Source organism: Paenibacillus litoralis (genome assembly GCF_046244365.1).
Lineage (GTDB): Bacteria > Bacillota > Bacilli > Paenibacillales > NBRC-103111 > Paenibacillus_V.
Map to the genome: position 1 here is coordinate 5,188,394 of NZ_CP176395.1, position 23,076 is coordinate 5,211,469.

22 protein-coding genes are annotated in these 23,076 nt (G+C 52.3%); all 22 read right to left on the reverse strand.

What is annotated here, in order from left to right; all coding sequences use genetic code 11:
- Positions 1-142: 142 nt before the first annotated feature.
- Positions 143-1,402: a competence/damage-inducible protein A gene (locus ACKGJP_RS21795; protein ID WP_409340905.1), complete on the reverse strand. Its 1,260-nt coding sequence runs from the start codon at positions 1,400-1,402 to the stop codon at positions 143-145.
- Between the two features lie 198 nt (positions 1,403-1,600).
- A complete protein-coding gene (gene pgsA / locus ACKGJP_RS21800) occupies positions 1,601-2,182 on the reverse strand; it encodes a CDP-diacylglycerol--glycerol-3-phosphate 3-phosphatidyltransferase (protein ID WP_409340906.1) in 582 nt (193 codons plus the stop codon).
- The gene (gene rimO, locus ACKGJP_RS21805) at positions 2,179-3,507 is read right to left on the reverse strand and encodes a 30S ribosomal protein S12 methylthiotransferase RimO (protein ID WP_409340907.1); all 1,329 of its coding nucleotides are present in this window, start codon (positions 3,505-3,507) and stop codon (positions 2,179-2,181) included. Before rimO ends, pgsA begins: the two co-directional genes overlap by 4 nt.
- Positions 3,508-3,637: 130 nt before the next feature.
- Complete coding sequence (locus ACKGJP_RS21810) at positions 3,638-4,135, reverse strand: YajQ family cyclic di-GMP-binding protein (RefSeq protein ID WP_409347227.1); 498 nt, start codon at positions 4,133-4,135, stop codon at positions 3,638-3,640.
- Between the two features lie 190 nt (positions 4,136-4,325).
- On the reverse strand, positions 4,326-4,490 hold the full coding sequence (locus ACKGJP_RS21815; protein WP_409340908.1) for a hypothetical protein: 165 nt from the start codon (positions 4,488-4,490) through the stop codon (positions 4,326-4,328).
- A 108-nt stretch (positions 4,491-4,598) separates the two neighbouring features.
- Positions 4,599-5,465, reverse strand: coding sequence for a RodZ domain-containing protein (locus ACKGJP_RS21820; RefSeq protein ID WP_409340909.1), 867 nt, complete (start codon positions 5,463-5,465; stop codon positions 4,599-4,601).
- Positions 5,466-5,516: 51 nt separating this feature from the next.
- A complete protein-coding gene (locus tag ACKGJP_RS21825; protein WP_409340910.1) occupies positions 5,517-6,281 on the reverse strand; it encodes a DUF3388 domain-containing protein in 765 nt (254 codons plus the stop codon).
- Positions 6,282-6,372: 91 nt separating this feature from the next.
- Positions 6,373-7,224 (reverse strand): hypothetical protein, encoded by an 852-nt coding sequence (locus ACKGJP_RS21830; RefSeq protein WP_409340911.1) that lies wholly within the window; start codon positions 7,222-7,224, stop codon positions 6,373-6,375.
- A 201-nt stretch (positions 7,225-7,425) separates the two neighbouring features.
- Positions 7,426-7,680 carry a DUF3243 domain-containing protein gene (locus tag ACKGJP_RS21835; protein WP_409340912.1) on the reverse strand — a complete coding sequence of 85 codons (255 nt, stop codon included), beginning with the start codon at positions 7,678-7,680 and terminating at the stop codon, positions 7,426-7,428.
- A gap of 113 nt (positions 7,681-7,793) precedes the next feature.
- Positions 7,794-8,549, reverse strand: coding sequence for an elongation factor P 5-aminopentanone reductase (gene ymfI / locus ACKGJP_RS21840; protein ID WP_409340913.1), 756 nt, complete (start codon positions 8,547-8,549; stop codon positions 7,794-7,796).
- On the reverse strand, positions 8,546-9,838 hold the full coding sequence (gene yfmH / locus ACKGJP_RS21845; protein ID WP_409340914.1) for an EF-P 5-aminopentanol modification-associated protein YfmH: 1,293 nt from the start codon (positions 9,836-9,838) through the stop codon (positions 8,546-8,548). Before yfmH ends, ymfI begins: the two co-directional genes overlap by 4 nt.
- A gap of 6 nt (positions 9,839-9,844) precedes the next feature.
- Positions 9,845-11,122 carry an EF-P 5-aminopentanol modification-associated protein YfmF gene (yfmF, locus tag ACKGJP_RS21850; protein WP_409340915.1) on the reverse strand — a complete coding sequence of 426 codons (1,278 nt, stop codon included), beginning with the start codon at positions 11,120-11,122 and terminating at the stop codon, positions 9,845-9,847.
- Positions 11,123-11,341: 219 nt separating this feature from the next.
- Entirely contained in the window at positions 11,342-12,118 is a 777-nt protein-coding gene (gene sleB / locus ACKGJP_RS21855; RefSeq protein ID WP_409340916.1) for a spore cortex-lytic enzyme, read from the reverse strand.
- A 249-nt stretch (positions 12,119-12,367) separates the two neighbouring features.
- Complete coding sequence (locus tag ACKGJP_RS21860) at positions 12,368-14,947, reverse strand: DNA translocase FtsK (RefSeq protein ID WP_409340917.1); 2,580 nt, start codon at positions 14,945-14,947, stop codon at positions 12,368-12,370.
- 114 nt (positions 14,948-15,061) lie between these two features.
- Positions 15,062-15,277, reverse strand: coding sequence for a YlzJ-like family protein (locus ACKGJP_RS21865; protein ID WP_409340918.1), 216 nt, complete (start codon positions 15,275-15,277; stop codon positions 15,062-15,064).
- Complete coding sequence (locus ACKGJP_RS21870) at positions 15,274-16,014, reverse strand: ClpP family protease (RefSeq protein WP_409340919.1); 741 nt, start codon at positions 16,012-16,014, stop codon at positions 15,274-15,276. The genes ACKGJP_RS21865 and ACKGJP_RS21870 overlap by 4 nt, the downstream gene beginning before the upstream one ends.
- 169 nt (positions 16,015-16,183) lie before the next feature.
- Positions 16,184-17,860 carry a ribonuclease J gene (locus ACKGJP_RS21875; protein WP_409340920.1) on the reverse strand — a complete coding sequence of 559 codons (1,677 nt, stop codon included), beginning with the start codon at positions 17,858-17,860 and terminating at the stop codon, positions 16,184-16,186.
- 181 nt (positions 17,861-18,041) lie between these two features.
- On the reverse strand, positions 18,042-18,920 hold the full coding sequence (gene dapA / locus ACKGJP_RS21880) for a 4-hydroxy-tetrahydrodipicolinate synthase (protein ID WP_409340921.1): 879 nt from the start codon (positions 18,918-18,920) through the stop codon (positions 18,042-18,044).
- Positions 18,921-18,931: 11 nt separating this feature from the next.
- A complete protein-coding gene (gene dapG, locus ACKGJP_RS21885) occupies positions 18,932-20,149 on the reverse strand; it encodes an aspartate kinase (RefSeq protein WP_409340922.1) in 1,218 nt (405 codons plus the stop codon).
- Positions 20,150-20,342: 193 nt separating this feature from the next.
- Positions 20,343-21,380 (reverse strand): aspartate-semialdehyde dehydrogenase, encoded by a 1,038-nt coding sequence (locus ACKGJP_RS21890; protein WP_409340923.1) that lies wholly within the window; start codon positions 21,378-21,380, stop codon positions 20,343-20,345.
- 110 nt (positions 21,381-21,490) lie between these two features.
- Complete coding sequence (locus ACKGJP_RS21895) at positions 21,491-22,084, reverse strand: dipicolinate synthase subunit B (RefSeq protein ID WP_409347228.1); 594 nt, start codon at positions 22,082-22,084, stop codon at positions 21,491-21,493.
- Positions 22,084-22,977: a dipicolinate synthase subunit DpsA gene (dpsA, locus tag ACKGJP_RS21900; RefSeq protein WP_409340924.1), complete on the reverse strand. Its 894-nt coding sequence runs from the start codon at positions 22,975-22,977 to the stop codon at positions 22,084-22,086. The genes ACKGJP_RS21895 and dpsA overlap by 1 nt, the downstream gene beginning before the upstream one ends.
- Positions 22,978-23,076 lie beyond the last annotated feature (99 nt).

The window sequence follows — 23,076 nt, forward strand, 5'->3', positions numbered from 1 at the left end:
CCCCGATAAAAAAATGGACTATGCAAGAACATACATTCAAAAAGCCCACAAAAAAACCGCAACAAAGAAGGATTTCTTTGCTACGGTGCTTCCGTTAACGTTTCATTAATTATAGAAGAATGCACCCAAAATATCAAGAAGACTATTCCGGATTATCGCTAGAGAGGAGCTTCCAGAGCTGGTAGAGCGCGCTCTTCGCCGCCTTCAGCTTGATCAGCTCGCGGCTCCCCGACTGCTTCGTTTCGAATGCAGCCGTTTCGCCCCCGCGCCGCGCTATGGCGATGTAAACGAGTCCGACCGGCTTGCCCTCCGACGGATCCGGACCCGCTACGCCGGTTACCGAAATCGCAAAATCCGTTCCTGTCCGCTCGAGCAGCCGTTCCGCCATTTCGCGGGCCGTACGCTCGCTGATCGCCCCCGGCGCCCCTTCGCCTTCCATGAGCTCCATCGGCACGCCGAGCAGCGCATGCTTAATCCTGTTCGTGTACGTAACAAATCCGCCCTGGTACACCTGGGAGCTTCCCGGCACCGAGGTCACCATGTCACTAAGCATGCCGCCGGTGCAGCTCTCCGCCGCAGACAGCGTAAGTCCGCGGCCCGCCATCGTTTCGACAATGGTCCTTTCGATCGGCACGTCGCGGTCCGCGTACAAATGCTCGCCGAGTCGTTCGCGAATGATGCGAACCGTCTCTTCCATATTGGCATCCGCCTGCTCTTGGGAGGCTGCTCTTGTAGTCAGCCGCAGCGTAACCTCGCCTTCCTTCGCGTAAGGCGCAATCGTCGGATCCTCCTGCTTCTCGATCAGATCGAGCAGCCGGTGCTCCAGAAAGGATTCCCCGATGCCGGCGAATTTGAGCATTTTGGAGAAAAGAGGCTGTTCCTCGCCCATAATCGCGCGCAGCCACTCCGTTCCGTAGCGCTCGAACATCGGCTTCATCTCTTTAGGAGGCCCTGGAAGCAGCATGTAGTGCGTTCCGCCCTGCGTGAGGGCTATGCCTACCGCCAGACCCGTATCGTTCGGTAGCGGGTCGCTGCCTTCGAGCATGAGCGCCTGCCTTGCATTGCTCTCGACCATCGCGATTCCCCGGCCGCTGAAAAACTCCGTCATCGTATCCATCGAAGGCTGATGAACGATCAGCTTGCGATCCAAGTAGGAAGCCAGCACGTCCTTCGTCAAGTCGTCCTGCGTCGGTCCGAGCCCCCCGGTGCAAATAATGACGTCCGCTCTCGTGCGAGCGATATCGAGCGCCTGCCGGAGTCTCGCTGCGTTGTCGCCGACGACCGTTTGAAAATAGACGCCCACCCCGATGGACGTGCATTGCTGAGACAAAAATTGAGCGTTCGTATTGACGATTTGCCCCATCAGCAGTTCTGTGCCGACTGCGATAATTTCCGCTTTCAAAATATATCCCCCCCAAGAATCGTAGTGACAAGGATAACGCCTTTCGGCGTCCTACCGTTTTCGAAGAAAACGATATCGGAAGAGTAAGCTTAGCCGTCAGACGTTCACCGAGAAATCGAACAATCAGCGATTTTCAAAAAAAGACGCCAAAATCCGCTTGGCAAAGCGAGAAGAATGGCGTCATTTCCGAACGTGCCGTTACATCGGCGTATTGTTGATTACATGCTTGTTCTGTACAAAATAATCGATGCCCGAGTAGATCGTAATCACGGCTGCAACCCAGCTTGCAAGCAAATCAAACCGGAAGTTAATGAATGCAAACGGAAAATTATTGATGAGCAGCGCGATGATCGCGGTAATCTGCACCCCCGTTTTCCACTTGCCCCATTTGCTGGCAGCCATGACGGTTCCTTCGAGCAGCGCGATTTGCCGCAAGCCCGTAATCGCAAATTCGCGGCTAATAATGACGATCGCGATCCAGGCGTCGAGCTTATCCATTTCCACCAGGGAAACGAGGACGGCGGAAACGAGAAGCTTGTCGGCCAGAGGATCCAGAAGCTTGCCAAGATTGGTCACAAGCTTGCGTTTACGCGCTATGTAGCCGTCCAGACTGTCCGTACTGGCGGCGATAATGAAAATCAGAGCGGCAATAATCTGATTATAAGTAATGCTGAACTGCTCGATCCGAATTTGCGGCAAACTGACGTTTACAAGCAAAAAGAACATGATGATCGGCACTAGAAATATTCTCGCTAGTGTAATCCGATTCGCCAGATTCATGCAATTCCCTCCCCGGACAAATCGAACTCGAACGAGTGGGTAACTCTAACTCTGGCCATTTCCCCAATATTCGTTTTGCAATTTGTGACGAACACTTCTCCGTCAATTTCCGGGGCATCGTATTGCGAACGTCCTACATACACGTCGTTACGTCCGTCGTAACGCTCGATCAGCACGTCAATCTCTTTACCGATCCGCATACCGTTTCGTTCGTTAGAAATTTGACGCTGAATTTCCATCAGCGTATTCGCTCTGTATTCCTTCACGTCGTTCGGCACTTGATCCGGCAAACGGGCGGCCGGAGTATCCAATTCCTTGGAGTACGCAAACACGCCGAGCCGGTCAAACTGCATTTCCTTTACGAACTCCGACAAATTCTCGAAATCCTGTTCCGTTTCTCCAGGGAAGCCGACGATGATAGAGGTGCGCAGAGCGACATCCGGCATGCGGTTGCGGATTTTACGGATCAGCTCGCGCGTATCGCGCTGCCTTCCCGGCCTGCGCATCCGTTTAAGAATCGAATCCTCGCTGTGCTGCAGCGGCATGTCGATATATTTGCAAACCTTCGGATTCGTGGCAATCGTTTCAATCAGCTCGTCCGTAAAAAATCCCGGGTAGGCGTAATGAAGACGTACCCATTCGATTCCCGGCACTTCGCTCACCTTGTTCATCAGCTCGGGAAGCATGAAGCGGTCGTACAGATCCGAGCCGTAGTTCGTGGAATCCTGCGCGATCAGGCTGATTTCTTTGACGCCCTGGTCGGCAAGCTGCTTCACTTCCGCCAGAACCGATTCGATGCTGCGGCTGCGGAACTTGCCCCGCATGATCGGAATGCTGCAGAACGTACATGCATTGTCGCAGCCCTCGGCTATTTTCACGTAAGCCGTATAACGCGGCGTCGACAGGCGGCGCGGCAGCACCTTGTCGTAGTTGAACGCGGGATTGCCTACCAGCATCGGCTTCCGCCCTGCAAGCGCCTGGTCGATGATGTCGTTGATCTTGTCAAAATCGCCCGTACCGACGATCCCGTCGATCTCCGGCATTTCACGCATCAGCTCCGCCTTGTACCGCTGGGTCAAGCATCCGGATACGATCAGCGCCTTCAAGTTCGCCGTCTGCTTCAGATCCGCCATGTCGAGAATCGTATTGACGGATTCTTCCTTCGCGGCATCGATAAACCCGCAGGTGTTCACAATGATGACCGTCGCTTCTTCTTTATCGTCAACAAGCGAAAATCCGCGTTGATGAACCAACCCGGACATAATCTCGGAATCGACTAAATTTTTCTCGCAGCCCAAGGTCACGACCTTGATTTTCTCTGACATCGTACATCCCCCAAACCTATTCCTTTCATTTCTTAACAAGTATAATATAACGCCTATAACGTGTCAAAACAAACGAAAACCTATGGTAACCCGCCATCGGACGGGAAACGCACAGGTTTTTGCGCTTGCACTAAGTGGAGCGGAAGTTCGTAAACTGCAAATCGAGCGCCAAATCCGCAGATCTGAGCAGCTGCATGACCTTCTGCAAATCGTCTTTGCTTTTACCCGTAACGCGAATTTGATCGCCTTGTATTTGGCTCGTCACCTTAAGCTTCGAGTCGCGGATCAGCACGTTGATTTTTTTGGCGATATCCTGACCGATGCCCTGTTTAAGCGTTACACGCTGGCGTACGGTCGTACTGGCTGCCGGCTCCACTTTTCCGTACTCGAGATTTTTCAGCGCGATGCCTCGCTTGGCCATTTTGGAATGAAGGATGTCGATAACGTTATTCAGCTTCATCTCGTCGTCCGAAACGATTACCAGACTTTCCTTTTCGAGCGTGATGCTGCTTTTGCTGTTCTTGAAGTCGAACCGAGTAGAAATTTCTTTTTCCGCCTGATTGATCGCGTTCGTTAATTCCTGCATATCTATTTTGGAAGTAATGTCAAATGCATTTTCCGAAGCCATAACCAACGTCCTTTCCATGAATTGTCTCGTAAAACAGTATAGCAATATTCGCCAAGCATGAAAACCCCCGCCCGCCGCGTTACGCCCCGATCCGGAGTTCTTGCTGATAGTTGAAACCAACAAAAAAGCATCCACTCTCATGGCGGATGCCCTTATGATAAAAGATGCGGCGGACTGGCGTCCTGTATGCCTAATATCTTCTCCTGACCGGATTCCGGAACATATCGAGCACACCAAGTACGATATGCGCGAGTCCAAAACCGAATATCCCGTATCCCCAAGCATTCGGCGTCAAATACCAACCGAGCACACTTACGACGATTCCCAATCCCGTAACAACCCAACTTGTCGACATACGTCCCAACCTCGCTTTAGCGGATAAGTGGCGTTACGATTTTAGGATTGTCTGGGAAACGGATATTTATTCGTTCGGCAATTTCATGCCGGATAGGGGACGGACTCCTTACAGATCGAACTGGTACCGCTTGACCGATTCCTTTTCGCCGATCGGAATGACCGTTCCATTAATTTTCAGCTCGACCGCATTGGCGGCTCCTAACGTCAAGTTAACGGATGGATCCAGCTCCCATTTCTGGTATTGGCCGGATAGAAGACTCTCCGAAAAAAGCGTTTCCTTCTGAACGGAATCTCCCGATTTGGTTTGCTTGTCGATTCCGATCCAGCATTTGTCCTTCAGCACCGTAACTTCCACGATCACCTTGGAGGCTTTGGAAATTTGATAAAAATCTTTGCCGCCTTCGCTTTTCGTCAATTTAACGTCCGGCTTGTCCGGCACGATCGGCGTCTGGCTCGGCTTCGTCTCCGGCTTTTGCTCCGAAGCGGTGGCGGCAGGCGTCGGCGCGGCGCTTACTTCAGACATTTTTCTGTCCGTAAGGTGCTCATTTGTTTGGCTTTGGGATACGTTCTCCTCACCTTCGGACTTCGCGTTCGTGCTGATGAAATAATAGAGAATCCCGAAGATTAGCAGGACGAATGACCAGAGCATGATGCCGGTCAGCCGCTTGCTCCATTTTTCCGAATTTTTCGAATCCGTACGTTTCCGCCTGACCGGCTCCGCCGTTTGTTCGGGCTCAGAAACAGGGATGACATTGCGATAAAGCCGCAGCACTTCGTTCGGATCCAAGCCGACCGCCTCCGCGTAACTTTTGATAAAGGCGCGGATATAAAATGTGCCCGGTAAAACTTTTAAATTGCCTTCTTCAATCGCTTCCAAATAACGCTTGCGAATTTTTGTGACTTCCTGCAAATCCTCGAGTGAAATACCTTTCTCCAAGCGTGCTTTGCGCAGAAGCTGCCCCAGTTCGAACATGTGCTCACCCCCGTGTTTCCGTAAATCGCGGTTCAAATTGCCGATCGTTCGTTAAAACCCGTCATAGTTCCCCGTGAAGCTCTCGTACGAAATTTCTTCGTCCGGATTATTCCTCAGCTCCACGATATAGTCAAATGCGTTATAGTCATATTCCGAATCCCTCACAAAAATGTCAGGATGCTCCACAACTTTCGTCGACGGCATAGCCATGATTTCCTGCAAGAGCGAATAATGCTTTTCGTTGGAACGCATGGTCGAAACGATACCGTCCACGATAAAGACGTTATTCACATTCATCTCGTCCTCCGACAGCTGGCTGCGCACGGTTTGACGAAGCAAAGTCGACGATACGAACGTCCAGCGCTTGTTGGCGCACACGCTGCCTGCAATAATCGATTCCGTCTTCCCTACCCGCGGCATGCCCCGAAGTCCGATCAGCTGATTGCCTTCCTTCTTGAAAATTTCGCCGAGAAAATCGACCAAAAGTCCAAGCTCGTCGCGCGTAAAACGAAAGGTTTTCCGGTCATCGGAATCGCGTTCGATATAACGGCCGTGGCGCACCGCCAAAATGTCGACGAGCTTCGGCTCGCGAAATTTGGTTACCGTAATATTATCCACTTTTTTTAACAGTTTACCCAATATTTCAATTTTTTCTTCATCGCTCGTTTGCAGCAGCATGCCGCGTGTTTTATCCTCAACGCCATTGATGGTCATAATGTTTATTTCCAGCATCCCCATCAACGATGCGATGTCTCCAAGCAAGCCGGGACGGTTTTTATGAATTCGGTATTCCATGTACCATTGCTTCATTTCCATATAAGCCCACATCCTATTCTTCTCGATCGCCTCAAACGTTTCGTTCAATAATTCTACAATATTCGCGTTTTTCCTTCATCAGTCGCAAAAATTATTTCAATTGTGCGCTTGCTTCCTGCTGCGAATAGGTAAAAAGACCCGGCTTCCAGGAATCCGAAAGCATGCTTTCCTTGATCCGATTCAGGATCGGGTCCCAAGCAAGCTTATAGTCGGTCGAGGCGGTCATGTCCATGAACGGAATGCGCAGCGAACGAATTTTCGTCAGCTCGGCGGCAGCTTCCGGCGTGTACAGCACGATCCATTTGGCATGGATCTGCTGCGCTTGAAAGGTCAGCTGCTGGAACCACTGCGCCACATTTTGCGAATCATAAAGAACGATTTGCTCCGCCTCTTCCGACGGCGCCCAAACGGCCGGCACCTGATGAGCTGCGGTCGTGATCCAAATAATCGGCGCGCCCGCCGTCTTTTGCATGGAAACCCAGTCGTTCCACAGCGTGTCGAACGTTTTGGCGTCGGCCTGCCATACCGCCATATTATCCAGCGGCTGAATGGCTGCCGGGCTTCTCTCCGGCGTTTGCTGAAGAAGCGTCCACTTGATCTGGGGCAATTGCTCGGCTTCCTTCCTTGCATCCGCAAACAAGGAACTGCCGATCACGACGACTTGATCGTAAGCCGTTTCACGAATCGTTTTAACCGAATCCTCGTCAAGCGCCGTTTTATCCTTAAGCCACTTCCAAGCGATTTTATCGGATGACCGCCAGCCGTTAAGCGAGGCGTCCAGCTTCTGCGCCAAATCCGCAGGCAAATCGGGAGTAGTGACGACGAGCAGCGATTTTTTGTTTTTGAGCTGACCATCCGTCGCGACCGGCAGCGTATGGCCGCATGCCGCGAGAACCAACGAAATCATCATAACCGAAACGAGGCGCAATATCCAAATCTTCATCCGTCTTTCCATTCTCCTTTATGACAAACGTGCAAACCACTTCTATCAGTATAAGAAATACGAGGTGCCACGTCCAATTCAAAAACAAAAGCCTCCTGCGGCAGGAGGCTTTTGTTCCAAAATCTCAGCATGCTTTCGCATTGCCGATTGTACGATTTCCCGGCAAACGCGGCGTCAAAAGCGCCGAAATCGTCTCCGAGGTTATGCTCCCTTGGCAACAAGCTTCACCATCAGCCGAGCGAGCACCTTTTGCTCTTGGTCGTCGCCGGCATCCCAAAGCTCCTTAAGAATGCGTTCTTCTTTGTTCTCGGGATCGATTTTGTCAGCCAAAAACTCCCCGATCTGATAAGCAAGCTTCGCGATCGTCTCTTCGCTCATGCCGGCATGCTCGGCCATATTGACGCGTTCACCAAGAAATTGCTTCCATTTGTCAAACGATTTAAGAACGGTAACCACAGTAATTCCTCCCTTGAGATGGATTTCGGATGAACACTTGTACTATGCGCAAAATGATGGCGGTCTATTCATCGTCCGAAATCGCATGGCGGTTAAGGGGGATCGTGTTCGTTCTATGTATGCCAGCCGCCGTTAGGGCTTATGATCTGCCCCGTTATGTAGCTGGATTCCGGCAGAGCAAGAAAATAAACGAGCGAGGCGATCTCATCGGGAACGGCGAAGCGGCCGAGCGGTATGCCGTCTTCGATCGCTTTCTTTTCCTCGGCGTTGAAGCCGCTCATCATATCCGTATCGACCGCGCCGGGAGCGACGGCGTTCACGGTTACCCCGGAGGGCGCCAGCTCCTTGGCCAGCGCCTTCGTAAAGGCATTGATGCCGCCCTTGGCGGTCGAGTACACCACCTCGCAGGAGGCGCCCGTCAGCCCCCAGATGGAGGATACGTTAATAATTCTGCCGAATTTCCTTTCGATCATGGAAGGCATAAACATTTGGGTACACAGGAATGTGCCTTTTACGTTTACGCTCATAATTTCGTCCCATTCGTCCTCCGAGACGTCCGAAAGCAAGCCGTAATGCGACAACCCGGCATTGTTTACCAGAACATCCGGCTGCAGGCCATGCAGATCGAGCTTTTCCTTCATCCGCTCGATCTGCTCCTTCGACCTTAGGTCAGCAGCTACGGTCATCACCTTCGCGCCCTTTTCCAGACAACGGCGGGCCACCTCATTCACGGATTCATGCGCCTGACGATAATGCAGCACGATGTTCATACCGACGCCGACGGAGGCGAACCGCTCTGCAATGGCAGCTCCTATGCCTCGGCTCGCTCCGGTGACCAGAACCGTATATTCGTTTAGCGACCTGTTCATGACGCTTCCTTAGGATCTGCCACGATCGAGACGGCCAGCTGCTCCCAACGGAAATGCTCGTGCAGCCGCTTTGTTACGTCTTTCAATGACATGTTGCGATAAATCGTCAATATGTCGAAGGCGTCGGCACCTTTAAACCGGTAGTCGGTATACAGCCTTGCGATCGACTCCGGCGAATTCAGCATGCGCAGAAATCCGCCGATCTTTTTATTCCGGCTGCGTTCGAAATCTTTTTCGTCAATCCCCCGTTCAAGCGCTTCGTTAACGAGCTGTTTGATCCTCTCCAGCAGCAGCTCGGGGTCCCGCGTATCGCCCCCGATTACGGAGAACGTGTAGCCCGGCGTGCAGCTGAAATCGGCTCCGAAATTGTCGGAAATCAGCTTTTCGTCATAAAGCGTTTGGTATAGGGCCGAGGTCGGACTAAACAAAATGTCCATCATCAGCTTAGACGCCGATTCTTTCTCCAGAAGCGCCTTTCCTTCGATCGGGTCATGGGCTTCCTTGAAACCGAACAGGCATTTGGGCTGCGAGACCGGCAGCTTGGTAATCTTCTTCGGATTGTGAACGGCATTCGGTTCCGGCTGGAAAATCCGTTTGATCTGGCCTTGCGGCTCGAATGTTTTCGCCGCCTGATTGCGGCGGATGCGATCCAGCACTTCTTCGGCATCGACGCCGCCGACAACGAAGACGCTCATATTCGTCGGGTGATAGAACGTATGGTAGCACTCGTACAGCATTTCTTTCGTAATTTTAGAGATCGACTCGATCGTTCCGGCGATATCGATCCGCACCGGATGGGCGCTGTACATCGCTTCGATCAGACCGAAATACGAACGCCAGTCGGGATGATCTTTGTACATGTTGATTTCTTGCCCGATAATGCCTTTTTCCTTCTCGACGTTCTCGTCGGTGAAGTAGGGATTCTGCACGAAGTTAATCAGCGTCTCGAGGCTTTCCATTACATGGTCAGTAGCCGAAAACAAATAGACCGTCCGGTCGAAGCTCGTAAACGCGTTGGCCGAGGCGCCGTAAGAAGCGAAAGTAGCGAAGATGTCGCCGGTAGGCTCCTCGAACATTTTATGCTCCAGAAAGTGAGCGATTCCGTCCGGCACCTGCACCGCTTCCTTGCCTTCCACCTGAAAGTGATTGTCGATCGAGCCGTATTTCGTGGAGAACGTAGCAAAAGTCTTGTGGAAGCCTTCTTTCGGCAGCACATAAACGTCCAGTCCGTTGTCCAGCTTCTCGTGGTATACCGTTTCGTTCACATGCTCGTAGCGGATGACGTTCATCGGTCGTTACTCCCCTTTCAAGTCCCGCAGGAAATAGATCGTGTCGAGCTTTACTTGATCCGCGATTCGGCGTATGTCCGTCGTGCCGATCTTCTCCACATCCTCGATTAAGCCCTGAACGGACCGCTGACGACCGGACAACACGCTATTGAAGTCAAACGAAATCGTTTCGTAGGCGGAATCCTGGAGCTGGCGGAGCTGGCCCGCGATCATCGCTTTGGTCTGCGTCATTTCCGTTTCGCTGATTTCGCCCTCCTCCATGGCGGAGATCTGCTTGCGGATAATATCGACAGCCTTCTCATAGTTGGCGATTTCGATACCGGATTGAATCGTCAAAATGCCCTTGTGTCCGTCCAAACGGGAGGAAGCGTAATAGGCGAGGCTTTCTTTTTCCCGCACGTTAATAAACAGCTTCGAATGCGGATATCCGCCTAAAACCCCGTTGTACATGAGAGCTGCCGCATAATCGTCCCCGGCATACGTCGCATTCGTGCGAAGTCCCATGTTCAGTTTTCCCTGGTTGACGTCAAGCTTCTCGACTATGGAATTGACCGAAGTTACAGCCGGCTGCTTGACATTCATCATATAGCCTGCCGCTTGACCGCCTACGCCGCGAAACTGGGAGCGAACGATCGTTTCAACCTCGGAAAGCGTCGTATTGCCGACGACATACAAATCGATCGGCGAAGACTGCAGCCATTGCAGGTAGGATTCATAGAGGGATTTCGGCGTAATATCCTCAAGCGCCTCGATAAAGCCTAGCGGATGAAGCCGGTACGGCTCGTTTTTGCACATTTCCTGTATACAACGCTCTGCTGCATAAGTAGCTTTATCGTTAACGATCGCTTCCAGCTTTTTTTGCACCGTATTTTTCTCGGCATCCACATATTTGGCGCTAAACGCGCCGTCTTCCAGCAGCGGGTTCGTGATCGCTTCTCCGATGAAGCTAAGCGCCTGACCGAGCAGCGAACGCTCTTGATGGACATACCGGTCTTCGACGATGTCCATGCGGAATTGGACGATCTGGTAATCCCCGCGTTTATAAATGTCAAAACCAAAGCCCGCTCCGTACAGATCGTCCAGCCGTTCGCGGAACTGCTTCGTTTCCGGCAACGATGCCGTGCCCCTTCGCAGTACGAAAGGCGTGAGTGCCACCGGCGTAACGGTGCTTTCGGCAAGCGGCGTCCCTATGTATACGGAGACGGCATACGTTTTAAACTGTTCCGACGGCAGCACATGCAGCCGGATGTTTCCAATCGTTGTACGTTCGAATGACGATTTCATTAGTCAACGATCTCCCTTCCGCCTCGACTCATTGGGTAATGGCAGCTTCCGCTGTCGCTTGCGACAACGGAAGGCGATACTCCCATTATATTCCTACGGAAAGCGAAGAAGCAACCGATCTGTCTGCCTGACGAAAAGATCCCGAAAAGCTTCGTCGGTCAAACGGGACGGTTGCTTCCTTAGCATTCCCTCATCATGCCGCTACGACATGTTATGCGATTACTTGCAAAAAATATGTTTGCCGATCGTTTTTACTTGCGGTCTGCTCCAAATCCATTTGGATGTGGCGGTTACCGGGTTAAAGTAATAAATGCATCCTCCGGTCGGATCGTTGCCGTTAACCGCATCGCGTACCGCTTTTTTGGCGTTCTCGTTCGGAGTGAGCCAAATTTGGCCGTCGGCCACTGCCGTAAAAGCGCCTGGCTGAAAAATAACCCCCGATATCGTATGGGGAAAGCTTGGCGATTTCAATCTGTTCAGTATGACGGCCGCCACCGCGACTTGACCGATATAAGGCTCGCCTCGTGATTCGCCGTAAACCGCATTCGCCATAATTTTCAGATCGTTATCGGAAAGACCTTGGAGGGAAGGAGGTTTGATCGTTGCACCCGAGTCCGCACCACCTCCACCGCCTCCTGAAGGTCCGGCTCCTCCGCCTCCTCCGGCAGGAGCCGAAGGCCGCCAGCTGCGGGTCGCTTCCCACAGCTTCAGCTTTGTTTTGCTGCCGACGATGCCGTCCACATTCATTCCGAATTCCGATTGAAACCATTTCACGGATTTCAGCGTGTTATAGCCAAAATCGCCGTCGATATTGCCTTTGTAGAAGCCGAGATGTTTCAGCCGCCCCTGCAGCTCATAGACGTCGGAGCCCGCAGAGCCGTATTTGACTGTCGCTTCGCTGAACGTTTCGACCGCCGGCTTGTGATGCTTAACCTGCATACCGACTAGCAGAGCCGCAACGAGACCGACCGTTATTACAAGAAGCCGTTTGTTCATCGCATTCTCAACCTTTCCTCATCATGGTGTACTTGGTGCAATGATTCATGGAAGTTATTATTTGAAAGCCGGCGGCGTTCTATACGAACCTTTCGCGAACATCGTACACGATGATGAAAAACGGTTTGAACGATACCTGTCGTAAGGCTTTTATTCAAATGACGTCCTAAAAAAAAGCATAGGAATCGATTCCGCGTACAGCGGGACTCGATTCCTATGCAAACTAACGGTGCGCTTACATGGCAAGAACTAAGAGCTAGCTTTCATGGCATGAAATTGTTCGATGGTCATGAGCACCTCGCGAGGCTTGCTTCCCTCGTAAGGCCCGACGACTCCTTTGGCCTCCATCGTATCGATCAGGCGCGCGGCGCGGGTGTAGCCTACGCGCATGCGCCTTTGAAGCAGCGAAACGGAGGCCTGCTTCCCTTCGAGCACGATCTGAACCGCTTGATCATACAATTCGTCCTCGAACAAGTCTTCCTGCTCGGACTGCTCTTCCAGCTGCGGCACCATCTCTTCCTGGTAGTTGGCTTGTTCCTGGTTTCGGACAAAGTTGACGACCGACTCTACCTCTTGATCGGACAGAAACGCGCCTTGAACGCGAACCGGCTTCGATGCCCCGACGGGTAAATAAAGCATATCGCCGCGTCCCAAGAGCTTTTCCGCGCCTACCATATCGAGAATCGTCCGCGAATCGACTTGGGACGACACCCCGAACGCAATCCTCGACGGTATATTCGCTTTGATGACGCCGGTAATGACGTCGACCGAGGGACGCTGGGTCGCGATGATCAAGTGAATCCCCGCCGCCCTCGCCATTTGCGCCAGCCTGCAGATGGCGTCCTCCACGTCTCCTGCCGCAACCATCATCAAATCCGCGAGTTCGTCCACGATGACGACGATAAAGGGCAGCGGTTCACCGGGGTTCGGATTACCGGGATCGGTCAGCATCGCGTTATAACCTTCGATGTTACGGGTCCCGCTCTTGGAAAACAGCTCGTACCGTTTTTCCATTTCGACTACGACCTTCTTGAGCGCCAAGGAGGCGCGGCGCGGATCGGTGACGACCGGAGCCAGCAAATGCGGAATTCCGTTATATACATTCAGCTCGACCATCTTGGGGTCAATCATGAGAAACTTCACTTCATTCGGCTTCGCTTTGTATAAAATGCTCGTGATGATTCCGTTTATACAAACCGATTTCCCGGAACCGGTTGCCCCTGCGACAAGCAAATGGGGCATCCGCGCCATATTGCCAACGATCGGCTGTCCGGCGATATCGCGGCCGAGCGTAACCGAAAGCTTAGAGGCGGCGTCATGAAAAGCGCCGGATTCCATGACTTCGCGCAGCGTGACCACGGAGACCTCGGAGTTCGGCACCTCGATGCCGATAGCCGATTTCCCCGGTATCGGGGCCTCCATACGAATATCCTTGGCGGCCAAAGCAAGCGCGATGTCGTCGGTCAAGCTGACGATCCGGCTAACTTTAACGCCGACGTCCGGCTGCACCTCGTAACGGGTGACGGAAGGCCCGCATACGACCTCGAGCACCTTCGCGCGGACGCCGAAGCTCTCCAGCGTCGCTTCCAGCTTGCGGGCATTCGCTTTATGATCGAGATCTCCCGCCCTTCCTAAGCCCGAAGGCTTGGACAGCAGCTGATAGGAGGGCAGCTGATACGGCTTTTTGCTGCTGGCAAGCGCGAGCGGCTTGTCCGGCTCTTCGCCGGCAGCATCCTGTCCCGCTGCGGCGCCCGCATTCCCCGCCCCGGATTGCGCCGACTCCGGCAAGGCCGGCAGTTCTTCGCGCTGCTCTTGAAAATCGCGGATGAACGGACGCTGATCGTCGTCTTCACCGGCCAAATCCTCGATTTGATCCATAGCCGGAATAACGGCGACCGGTTTAACGACCCGCTCCACCACCGGCGCAGGTGACGCATTCTCTTCGTACTCGTCATCCGATTCACCCGATGGATCGAACCCGACCAGCGGCTCCTGCTGTTTACGGAGAGACGGCAGCAGATGAAAGATCGGCGATCGCTTGTCCTGCTTCTCTTGCTTCTTTTTCTTCGGTATGGCGGCCTTGTATGACTCATCCTCAAAATCGTCGTCAAGCGGGGGCACAAATGCCGCGCGTTTAGACGTTCGGACCGTCTCCTCCGGAGCCGTCACCGGTACCAGCCCGCCCTTCGACTGTCTCGGAAATAGACCCGTTAGCTTGCCACGCAGCGCTGACGCCATTTCTCCGGCCGGCCTTCCGATTTTACCGCCGATATCGACTACCGACATCCCGGTAATGAGCAGGAAGGCAACGACGAACAAGGCATATACGAGGAACCGGGATCCCCAGCCGCCGAACAAAAAGTACAGACAAGCGTACAGGATCGCGCCGATCATACCGCCCCCGACATCCGCCTGCAAAATATCGCTCTTGCCGCCCGAAGCGCGCAGCCCTTCCATCATGCTGTTCCACGAAGAACTGACGATGTACGAAGGAGCCGTAAAATCGGCGTTAGGATCGAGCAAGTGAATCATCGACATATGATTATAGAGAACGAGCCCCGTCAAGAGAAGTGCCAGGCCCGTCTTGCGAACGCTCCAGCCGCCGGGCCACGCTCGCTTAATAAATACGTACAGTCCTATGTAAATAAAAACGACAGGAATGACCCAGTCCATCGCACCTATCAAAAAACGGAACAAATAAGTAAGGGACCGCGCCACTCTGCCTTCACGCGATAGCGCAATGACGGAAAGCACCAGTATGATGATCCCGTATAGCTCGTATTTGATCGTGAGCTTCAGTTTGCTTTTTTTCTTCCGGCCTTTAGCCAAAACGGTTCACCCCCGATAGCTAATTATACCATATTGTCGGGGTACGAGATACAATCCGTTGCATTCAAGCCGAAAGGCCTATATTACAAATCGAACACACGTTCGCAATCCGTCTTAAGGATGAAATTCGATGATCGAGCCCGGCATATAAGCGGGGTTCAAGTAATCGTTCGGATTCGGACTATACAGCCGGACGACCTTGGCCTGCTGCATATTGAGCATCTCCACCTGCATATTCATCCCGTTGATGGTGACGTCGACAAACGAAGGCTCCTTCCCGAAGCCTTCCCAAAGCGTCTCCGGAGCTACCGCCGAATAGATGACCGTCATTGCGGGACACCTCCGTTTTGGGGTTGCTGCTGCCTCCGCTGTTCAATTTGCTGGTTAAGCTCGCGAATGGCCTCGCCTATGCCTCCGATCCGATCGATAAGCCCATACTTCACAGCATCCGCGCCGATGACCGTCGTTCCGATATCGCGGGTCAGCTCCCCCGTCTTGAACATCAGCTCCTTGAACTTCTCTTCGCTGACGTTAGAGTGGCGAGTGACGAAACGAATGACGCGCTCTTGCATTTTATCCAAGTATTCGAAGGTTTGTGGCACGCCAATAACAAGCCCGTTCAAGCGGATCGGGTGGATCGTCATCGTCGCCGTTTCCGCGATCATCGAAAGCTGTGACGAAACGGCAATCGGTACGCCGATGCTGTGACCGCCGCCGAGCACCAACGTTACCGAGGGCTTGGACAATGACGAGATCATTTCGGCTATCGCCAGCCCCGCTTCCACATCGCCCCCCACCGTATTTAGAATGATCAGAATGCCTTCGATTTTCTGGTTTTGCTCAGCCGCCACCAGTTGCGGGATGAGATGCTCGTATTTCGTCGTTTTATTTTGCGGTGGCAGTACGATATGCCCTTCGATTTGTCCGATGATCGTCAGACAAAAAATATTGGACTCGTTGCTCGCCACATTCGTTTGGCCAAACTGCTGCAAGCTTTCGATCGAAGCCTGCTTCTTTTGTTCTTCCGCTGCCGGCTCGATTGGAGCCTCCGACGTTTTATCCGCCATAATTAATTCCTCCTTATCCATCGCCCCCTTAGTATGGATATGAGGATTGTTTTTATACAACGCAAGGACGGCTTCGCCGTCCTTTTAGGGACAAGCAAAATAAAAAAGCTTCCGCGGCCGGGTTGCCGGGAAGCCTATTTCGATGTTCAAGTGACTTAGACGGTGTGGGTTAAACTTCCATAATGATCGGTAGGATCATCGGTCTTCTTCTAGTTTGCTCGTAAAGGAAACGGCCCAACACATCTTTTACATGCGTTTTTAATGAGGCCCACTCATTTACGTTCTCATTCATTAGCTTGTTTAAAGTACCCGTCACGATACGGTTTGCCTCTTCGAGCAATCCTTCGGATTCGCGTACATAGACGAAACCGCGCGAGATAATGTCCGGACCGGACAAAATCGCGCCATCCTGCTTGCTAAGCGTTACAACGACGACCAGAATGCCGTCCTGCGAAAGCAGCTTACGGTCGCGAAGGACGATATTGCCTACATCGCCTACGCCAAGCCCGTCGATCAGGATGTTGCCGGTAGTCACTTTTCCGCCTTTGCGTGCAGAGCCGTTCTGAATCTCGACGGTTTCCCCGTTGTCAACAATAAAAATATTTTCCCGATCGATGCCTACGGTCTCCGCCAGTTGGCCGTGGAGACGCAGCATCCGATATTCGCCGTGAATCGGAATGAAATATTTCGGCCGCATCAGGTTAAGCATCAGCTTCAGTTCTTCCTGGCTGCCGTGTCCGGAAACGTGTACGCCGGAAACGGAGCCCGGACCGTAAATGACATGCGCCCCTAAACGGAACAACTCGTCGACAGTTCGTCCAACATATTTTTCATTGCCCGGAATCGGCGTTGCAGCAATGATAACCGTGTCCCCAGGCAAAATATCCACTTTACGATGCGAAGAGCGAGCCATCCGGGTCAGCGCCGACATCGGCTCCCCTTGGCTTCCGGTAGACAAGATAACGACGCGGTCCGCCGCAATCTTGTTCACTTCTTCAGGCTCGATCAGCATACCGTCCGGAATCCGCAAATAGCCTAGCTCGGATGCGATTCCTACGACGTTCACCATACTCCGTCCGATTACCGTTACTTTACGTCTCGTTGCGTATGCCGCATCCATTACCTGTTGAATACGGTGAATGTTCGATGCGAATGTGGCTACTACGACGCGCTGTTTCGCTTTGCGGAACACTTCCTCAAGCTCGACGCCGACGCTTCTCTCGGATCCCGTATAACCTGGACGTTCGGCGTTCGTACTATCCGAAAGAAGAGCCAGTACGCCCTTCTGACCGATTTCCGCCATCCGATGCAGGTCGGCATAATGCGCGTTTACCGGCGTTTGATCGAACTTGAAGTCTCCGGTATGAACGACGACGCCTTCCGGCGTTTCGAGCGCTACCCCAACCGAGTCCGGAATACTGTGATTCGTCTTGAAGAAGGATGCTTTGATCGTGCCGAGCTGAAGCTCGGATTCCGCTGTGATCGTAATTCGTTTCGTTTCACCGAGAAGACCGACTTCCTTCAGCTTCGCTTCGATCAGCCCGAGCGTCAATCTCGTAGCATAAATCGGAACGTTCAGCTGTTTCAAAACGTACGGAAGTCCGCCGATATGATCCTCGTGACCGTGAGTGATCAGAATACCTCTCACTTTGTCGCGATTTTCAAGCAAATATGTGATGTCGGGAATGACGATATCAATCCCCAACATATCTTCATCAGGAAATTTCAAACCGGAATCGACAACCACAATATCATTCGCATACTGGATTACATACATGTTCTTTCCGATCTCGCCCACGCCGCCCAGAGCGAAGATCACCAATTTATCGTTATTTTTTTTGGACAAGAAAATAAACCTCCTTATTTAAATTGACGACGATCCGTATTTTCCAAACATTAAGAAGAACCCGCACCAGTCACTTGGAATCATTATACATGATTAAAAACACTAAATACAAGTAAAGCGATTACGATTAGGTTACCCAAAAAAAGAAAACCGATGCTGTGCGCACCGATTTAGACTTTTCTCAACCGAAAAGCGATTGAATGAATCGTCCTTCATGTTCGGTAACATCCACCAGCGGAAGTCTTACGCTTCCTACCTGAAGCCCGCGCAAACGGAGCGCATGCTTGACCGGAACCGGATTCGGAACGCGGTGCGGGCAGTTGAACAAGCCGTCAAAAATCGGCAGCAGCTGCTGATGCAGCTTGGCAGCCTCTTTGACTTGTCCGTTCTCATAGGCATTGATCATGTTCTTCATCTCTTTGCCTACTACGTGGCTAGCAACGCTCACAATACCATGACCGCCCACCGCCAGGAGAGGCAGCGTCAAATTGTCGTCGCCGCTGTAGACAAGGAACCCGGCAGGTGCGTCAGCAATGATCTTAGTCATCTGGTTCAGGTCGCCGCTTGATTCCTTCATCGCGACGATGTTCGGAATTTGCGCGAGTCGCAAAGTCAGCTCGGCAGGCATGTTTACGTTCGTCCGACCCGGAATATTGTAGAGCATGATCGGCAGATCGACCGCTTCGGCGATCGCTTTGAAGTGCTGGTACATACCCTCCGTCGAAGGACGGTTGTAATAAGGCACGACAAGAAGCAGACCGTCTACGCCGCACTGCTTTGCCTGCTTGGAAAGGTGAATGGAATGCGCCGTATCGTAGCTCCCTGCACCTGCAATGATTTTAGCGCGACCGTTCGCATGGCGGACGGCCGTTTCGAACAAGCGCAGCTTCTCTTCCTCCGAAAGCGTTGGAGATTCGCCCGTCGTACCGCAGATGACGAGACTGTCGCTCTGTTGTTCCTCGATCAAATAATCGATCAAGCGCTCGACTTCGGACCAATTCACCTGCATCTGTTCGTCGAATGGGGTAACCATGGCTGTAACAATTTTTCCGAAATCCATTTTGAATCCTCCTAAATGTGCAGTTGAAACTTATTGTGCAGGATGCGTACCGACTTCACTAGATCCTCGCCTCGGACGAGCACCCAAATCGTCGTATTGGAATCGGCGGATTGCAGTATGCTTACGTCTTCCTCGGTAAGCGCTTCAACAATACTCGCCATAATACCCGGGACGCCATTAATACCGCCGCCGATAATAGAAACTTTTGCGCAGCCGGATATGGCTTGCGGTTCGTAACCAAGCGTTTTGAGCGTTTCGACGGCCCGTTGCGCTTCGAAATCGAATACCGTATAGACGACGCCCGACGGATTCACGTTAATGAAATCTACGCTAATCTGCTGCTGCGCCATCGCTTTAAAGACATTTAACTGCAGATCATACTGTCTTTCATAATTGATAACTTGAATTTGCGTAACGTCAGCAACATGGGCAATGCCCGTCACGTATCGGTCCACTAGCGGTTTCGAATCCCCTTTATGCGGGGGAGGTGCGGATACCCATGTACCCGATCCTTCGGAAAACGTTGATCTTACCCGTACGGGTATGTTGGCATGCATGGCGATTTCCACCGCTCGGGGATGAATCACTTTAGCGCCGTTGTGTGCCATATTGCAAATTTCTGCATAGGTGACGCGAGGAAGCGGCTTCGCCTCGCTTACGATTCGCGGATCGGCCGTCAAAATGCCGTCCACATCCGTAAAAATATCGACAAGCTCCGCTTTTAGCGCAGCGCCTAGAGCCGTCGCCGACGTATCGCTTCCGCCTCGGCCCAGCGTGGTGAGATCGTTCTCCGCCGTTACGCCTTGAAAGCCGGTGACGATCACGACACGATCCAGTTCGAGCAGTTCGATAATACGGTTCGGCTGGATCGACAAAATTTGCGCGTTGCCGAATTGCCCATTGGTCAGTATTCCGGCTTGATACCCGCTAAGAACGGAGGACGGAATCCCGCTCTCGTTCAGCAGGCTGCAAAGGACGGCGGCTGAAATCGTTTCGCCGCAGCAGAGCAGCATATCCCTCTCCCTTGCCGGAAGGCGGTTTCCGTTATCCTTAATCAGCTCAAGAAGCGTATCGGTAGCGTACGGCTCCCCTTTTCTTCCCATCGCGGATACGACGACCACAACTCTCATTTGCTGCTGCAATGCTTGCCGGATATGCTTGATCACATGTTCTCTTGCTTGCGCGGTGGAAAGGGAAGTGCCTCCGAATTTTTGAACCAAAATTCGCATGAGGTTCCCTCCTCAAATTATCCCAAAAAGTGACGCTATTCTTTGGAGCCTATTCCGGGTACTTTTCGGGGAACCCTATATCAATCCCCACAAAGCACAGTTACCAAGGAAACGCCGACTGGCATCAGCTTCTTTTGCGGGGCTGCAAGAGCCCCTTCGGCTTTCTGCTTCATCGGCGAGACGGTACGTAGCTTTATTGTTCGATCGCGATATACTCGCCGATTTGAACCGCATTCCAAGCGGCGCCCTTCAGCAAGTTATCGGATACGATCCACATATTGAGCGCACGCGGATTCGAAAGATCGCGGCGAACGCGTCCGACGAACGTGTCGTTCTTGCCTGCCGCGTCAGTGGCGAGCGGATACTGTTGTTCCGCCGGGTTGTCGACCAGCACGATGCCTGGCGCATCGGCCAGAAGGCTTCTTACTTCCTTGATATCGAAGTCTTGTTTCAACTCCACATAGACGGACTCCGAGTGTCCGTATACAACCGGGATTCGAACGCAAGTCGCCGTTACTTCGATGGATTCGTCGTCCATTATCTTTTTCGTTTCCTTAATCATTTTCATTTCCTCGTTCGTAAAGCCGTTGTCGAGGAATTTGTCGATTTGCGGAATCGCATTGAAGGCGATTTGATGCTTAACCGGAAGGGAGGAAACCGGCAAAATATCCGGCGTCACTTGGTTCCCGTCAAGAACTTCCTTCGATTGGCGCAGCATTTCATCGATCGCAAGGTTGCCCGCACCCGAGACGGCTTGATACGTCGAAACGATAATGCGGGATATGCCGAAGCGGTCGTAAAGCGGCTTAAGCGCAGCAACCATTTGGATCGTCGAGCAGTTGGGGTTGGCGATAACGCCTTTATGCTCGTTGATCTTGTCTATATTTACTTCCGGCACGACTAGAGGCGTATCCGGATCCATCCGGAAGGCGTTCGTATTGTCGATACAAACGGCCCCGGCTTCGACAGCATGTGGAACAAGCGCCTTGCTCACGTCTCCGCCCGCGCTAAAAAAGGCAATGTCAATGCCTTGAAAGCTTTCCGGCGTCGCTTCCTGCACCGTTACGTCGCGGTCTTTGAATCGAATCGTTTTACCGGCGGAGCGGGCCGAAGCAAGAAGTCTCAGCTCTTGAATGGGGAAGCTGCGTTCGGCGAGCAAGCGAATGATTTGTTGGCCTACCGCTCCTGTAATTCCGACTACAGCTACGTTAAAAAGCTTTTGATCCGGCATCTGTTACTCTCTCCCCTGTTGAGATCTTACCGTAATTACAGAGACTCGATTAAAGGATGTTTTTACACTCTTGCAACTCCAAAAAAGCAACCTTATTAAACACGGATGAATTAATAATTAAATCTTTCAATGACCATCGGCTGCAGCTGCTTTCCTTGAAGCGCCGCTTCGCACGTATCCATTACAAGATCCATCCTCGCCACCAGCGAATTCGGCTTTGCTTGCGGGGCGTCCTGGCCGAAGGGCACGAAGTAGATGTTTTTGGTTATGAGCAGCTTAGCGATATTGGTCGCATTCAGCCCGAGCCCGTCATTCGTCGAGATTGCCAAAACGAGCGGGCGCTGGTTGCGCATTTGCGCTTTGGCGGCCATCAGAACGGCGCTTTCCGTCATTGCGTTGGCAAGCTTACTCGTCGTATTCCCCGTACAAGGGGCAATGACCATCACATCGAGCAGCTTGGATGGACCGAGCGGCTCCGCATCTACAATTGTAGAAATAATATCATTCCCGGTTATATCTTTCAACTGTTTTTGCCAGTTTTCAGACGTTCCGAAGCGAGTATCCGTCGTCATGATCGTATTCGTCACGATTGGAATCACTCTAGCACCCGCATCGACGAAGTGCTTAATATGCGGCATCACTTCCGGCAGCGTACAATGCGAGCCTGCCAAAGCGAAGCCCACCGTCAACCCATGCCAATCCATCATACATTCCTCCTGTTTCTTTCCTCTTCCATCAGTTGACTTAGCGTCTGGGCAATAATGCGACCCGCTGTTTTCGGAGCAACGATTCCAGGAAGACCAGGAGCAAGCATCGCCTTGATTCCCCGCTTCTCCGCGAAACGGAAATCCGTTCCGCCGGGCTTGGATGCAAGGTCGATGATCAGCGCGCGATGCGGTATATTGGCAATGATTTGTGCTGTGATAATCATAGTCGGAATCGTATTAAAAAGCAAGTCAATGCCCACCACTTTGTCGAACAAATCCTTGATGTAGAAGGGCTCGAAGCCCATCTCCCAAGCCCTTGCATAATGCTCCGGCTTGCGGACGCCAACCTTCACATGGGATCCGAGACCTTGAAGCGTCCTGGCCATCGTAACCCCTGTTCGCCCCATCCCGAGCACCATGCTGTTTGATCCGTGAATCGTGAAGTCGGTGTTCTGGATCGCCATCATAATGGCGCCTTCCGCAGTTGGAATGGAGTTGTAAATCGCCACATCGTCTCGGTCGAACAGCTCAACCAGCCCGATGCCGCTATCGTCGCAAAGCTTTTTGAGATAATCCTTTGCCATTCCCGTATAAATGATGGCATGTTTAGGCAGCGCTTCGATATGCTCGAAGGTCAGCTTCAATTCGTCCGAGCTGAAAATGGTATGAACATGGCCTTGGTCGTCCGTCCCTACAGCCGGTAAAACGACCGCGTCGATATCTTGAAACAAAGCCGCGTTAAGCTGCGTTTTGGTAATCCCGCTGAACGCGTGCTGCAAATTATCAAAGCCGACCAGTTGGATCGTTGCATCAAGTTCGGACAAAATTTGAATCACTTCGAGCTGCCGGGCATCGCCACCGATAAAAAGCACATGAATGCCGGTGAGCATGTTGCTTGAGCACCCCTCTCTCGCCAATTTCGATAACATATCTTATGCCATCGCCCAATAATGGGTTCCTGACGTGATGCAAGACGATCGGCGCCGGCA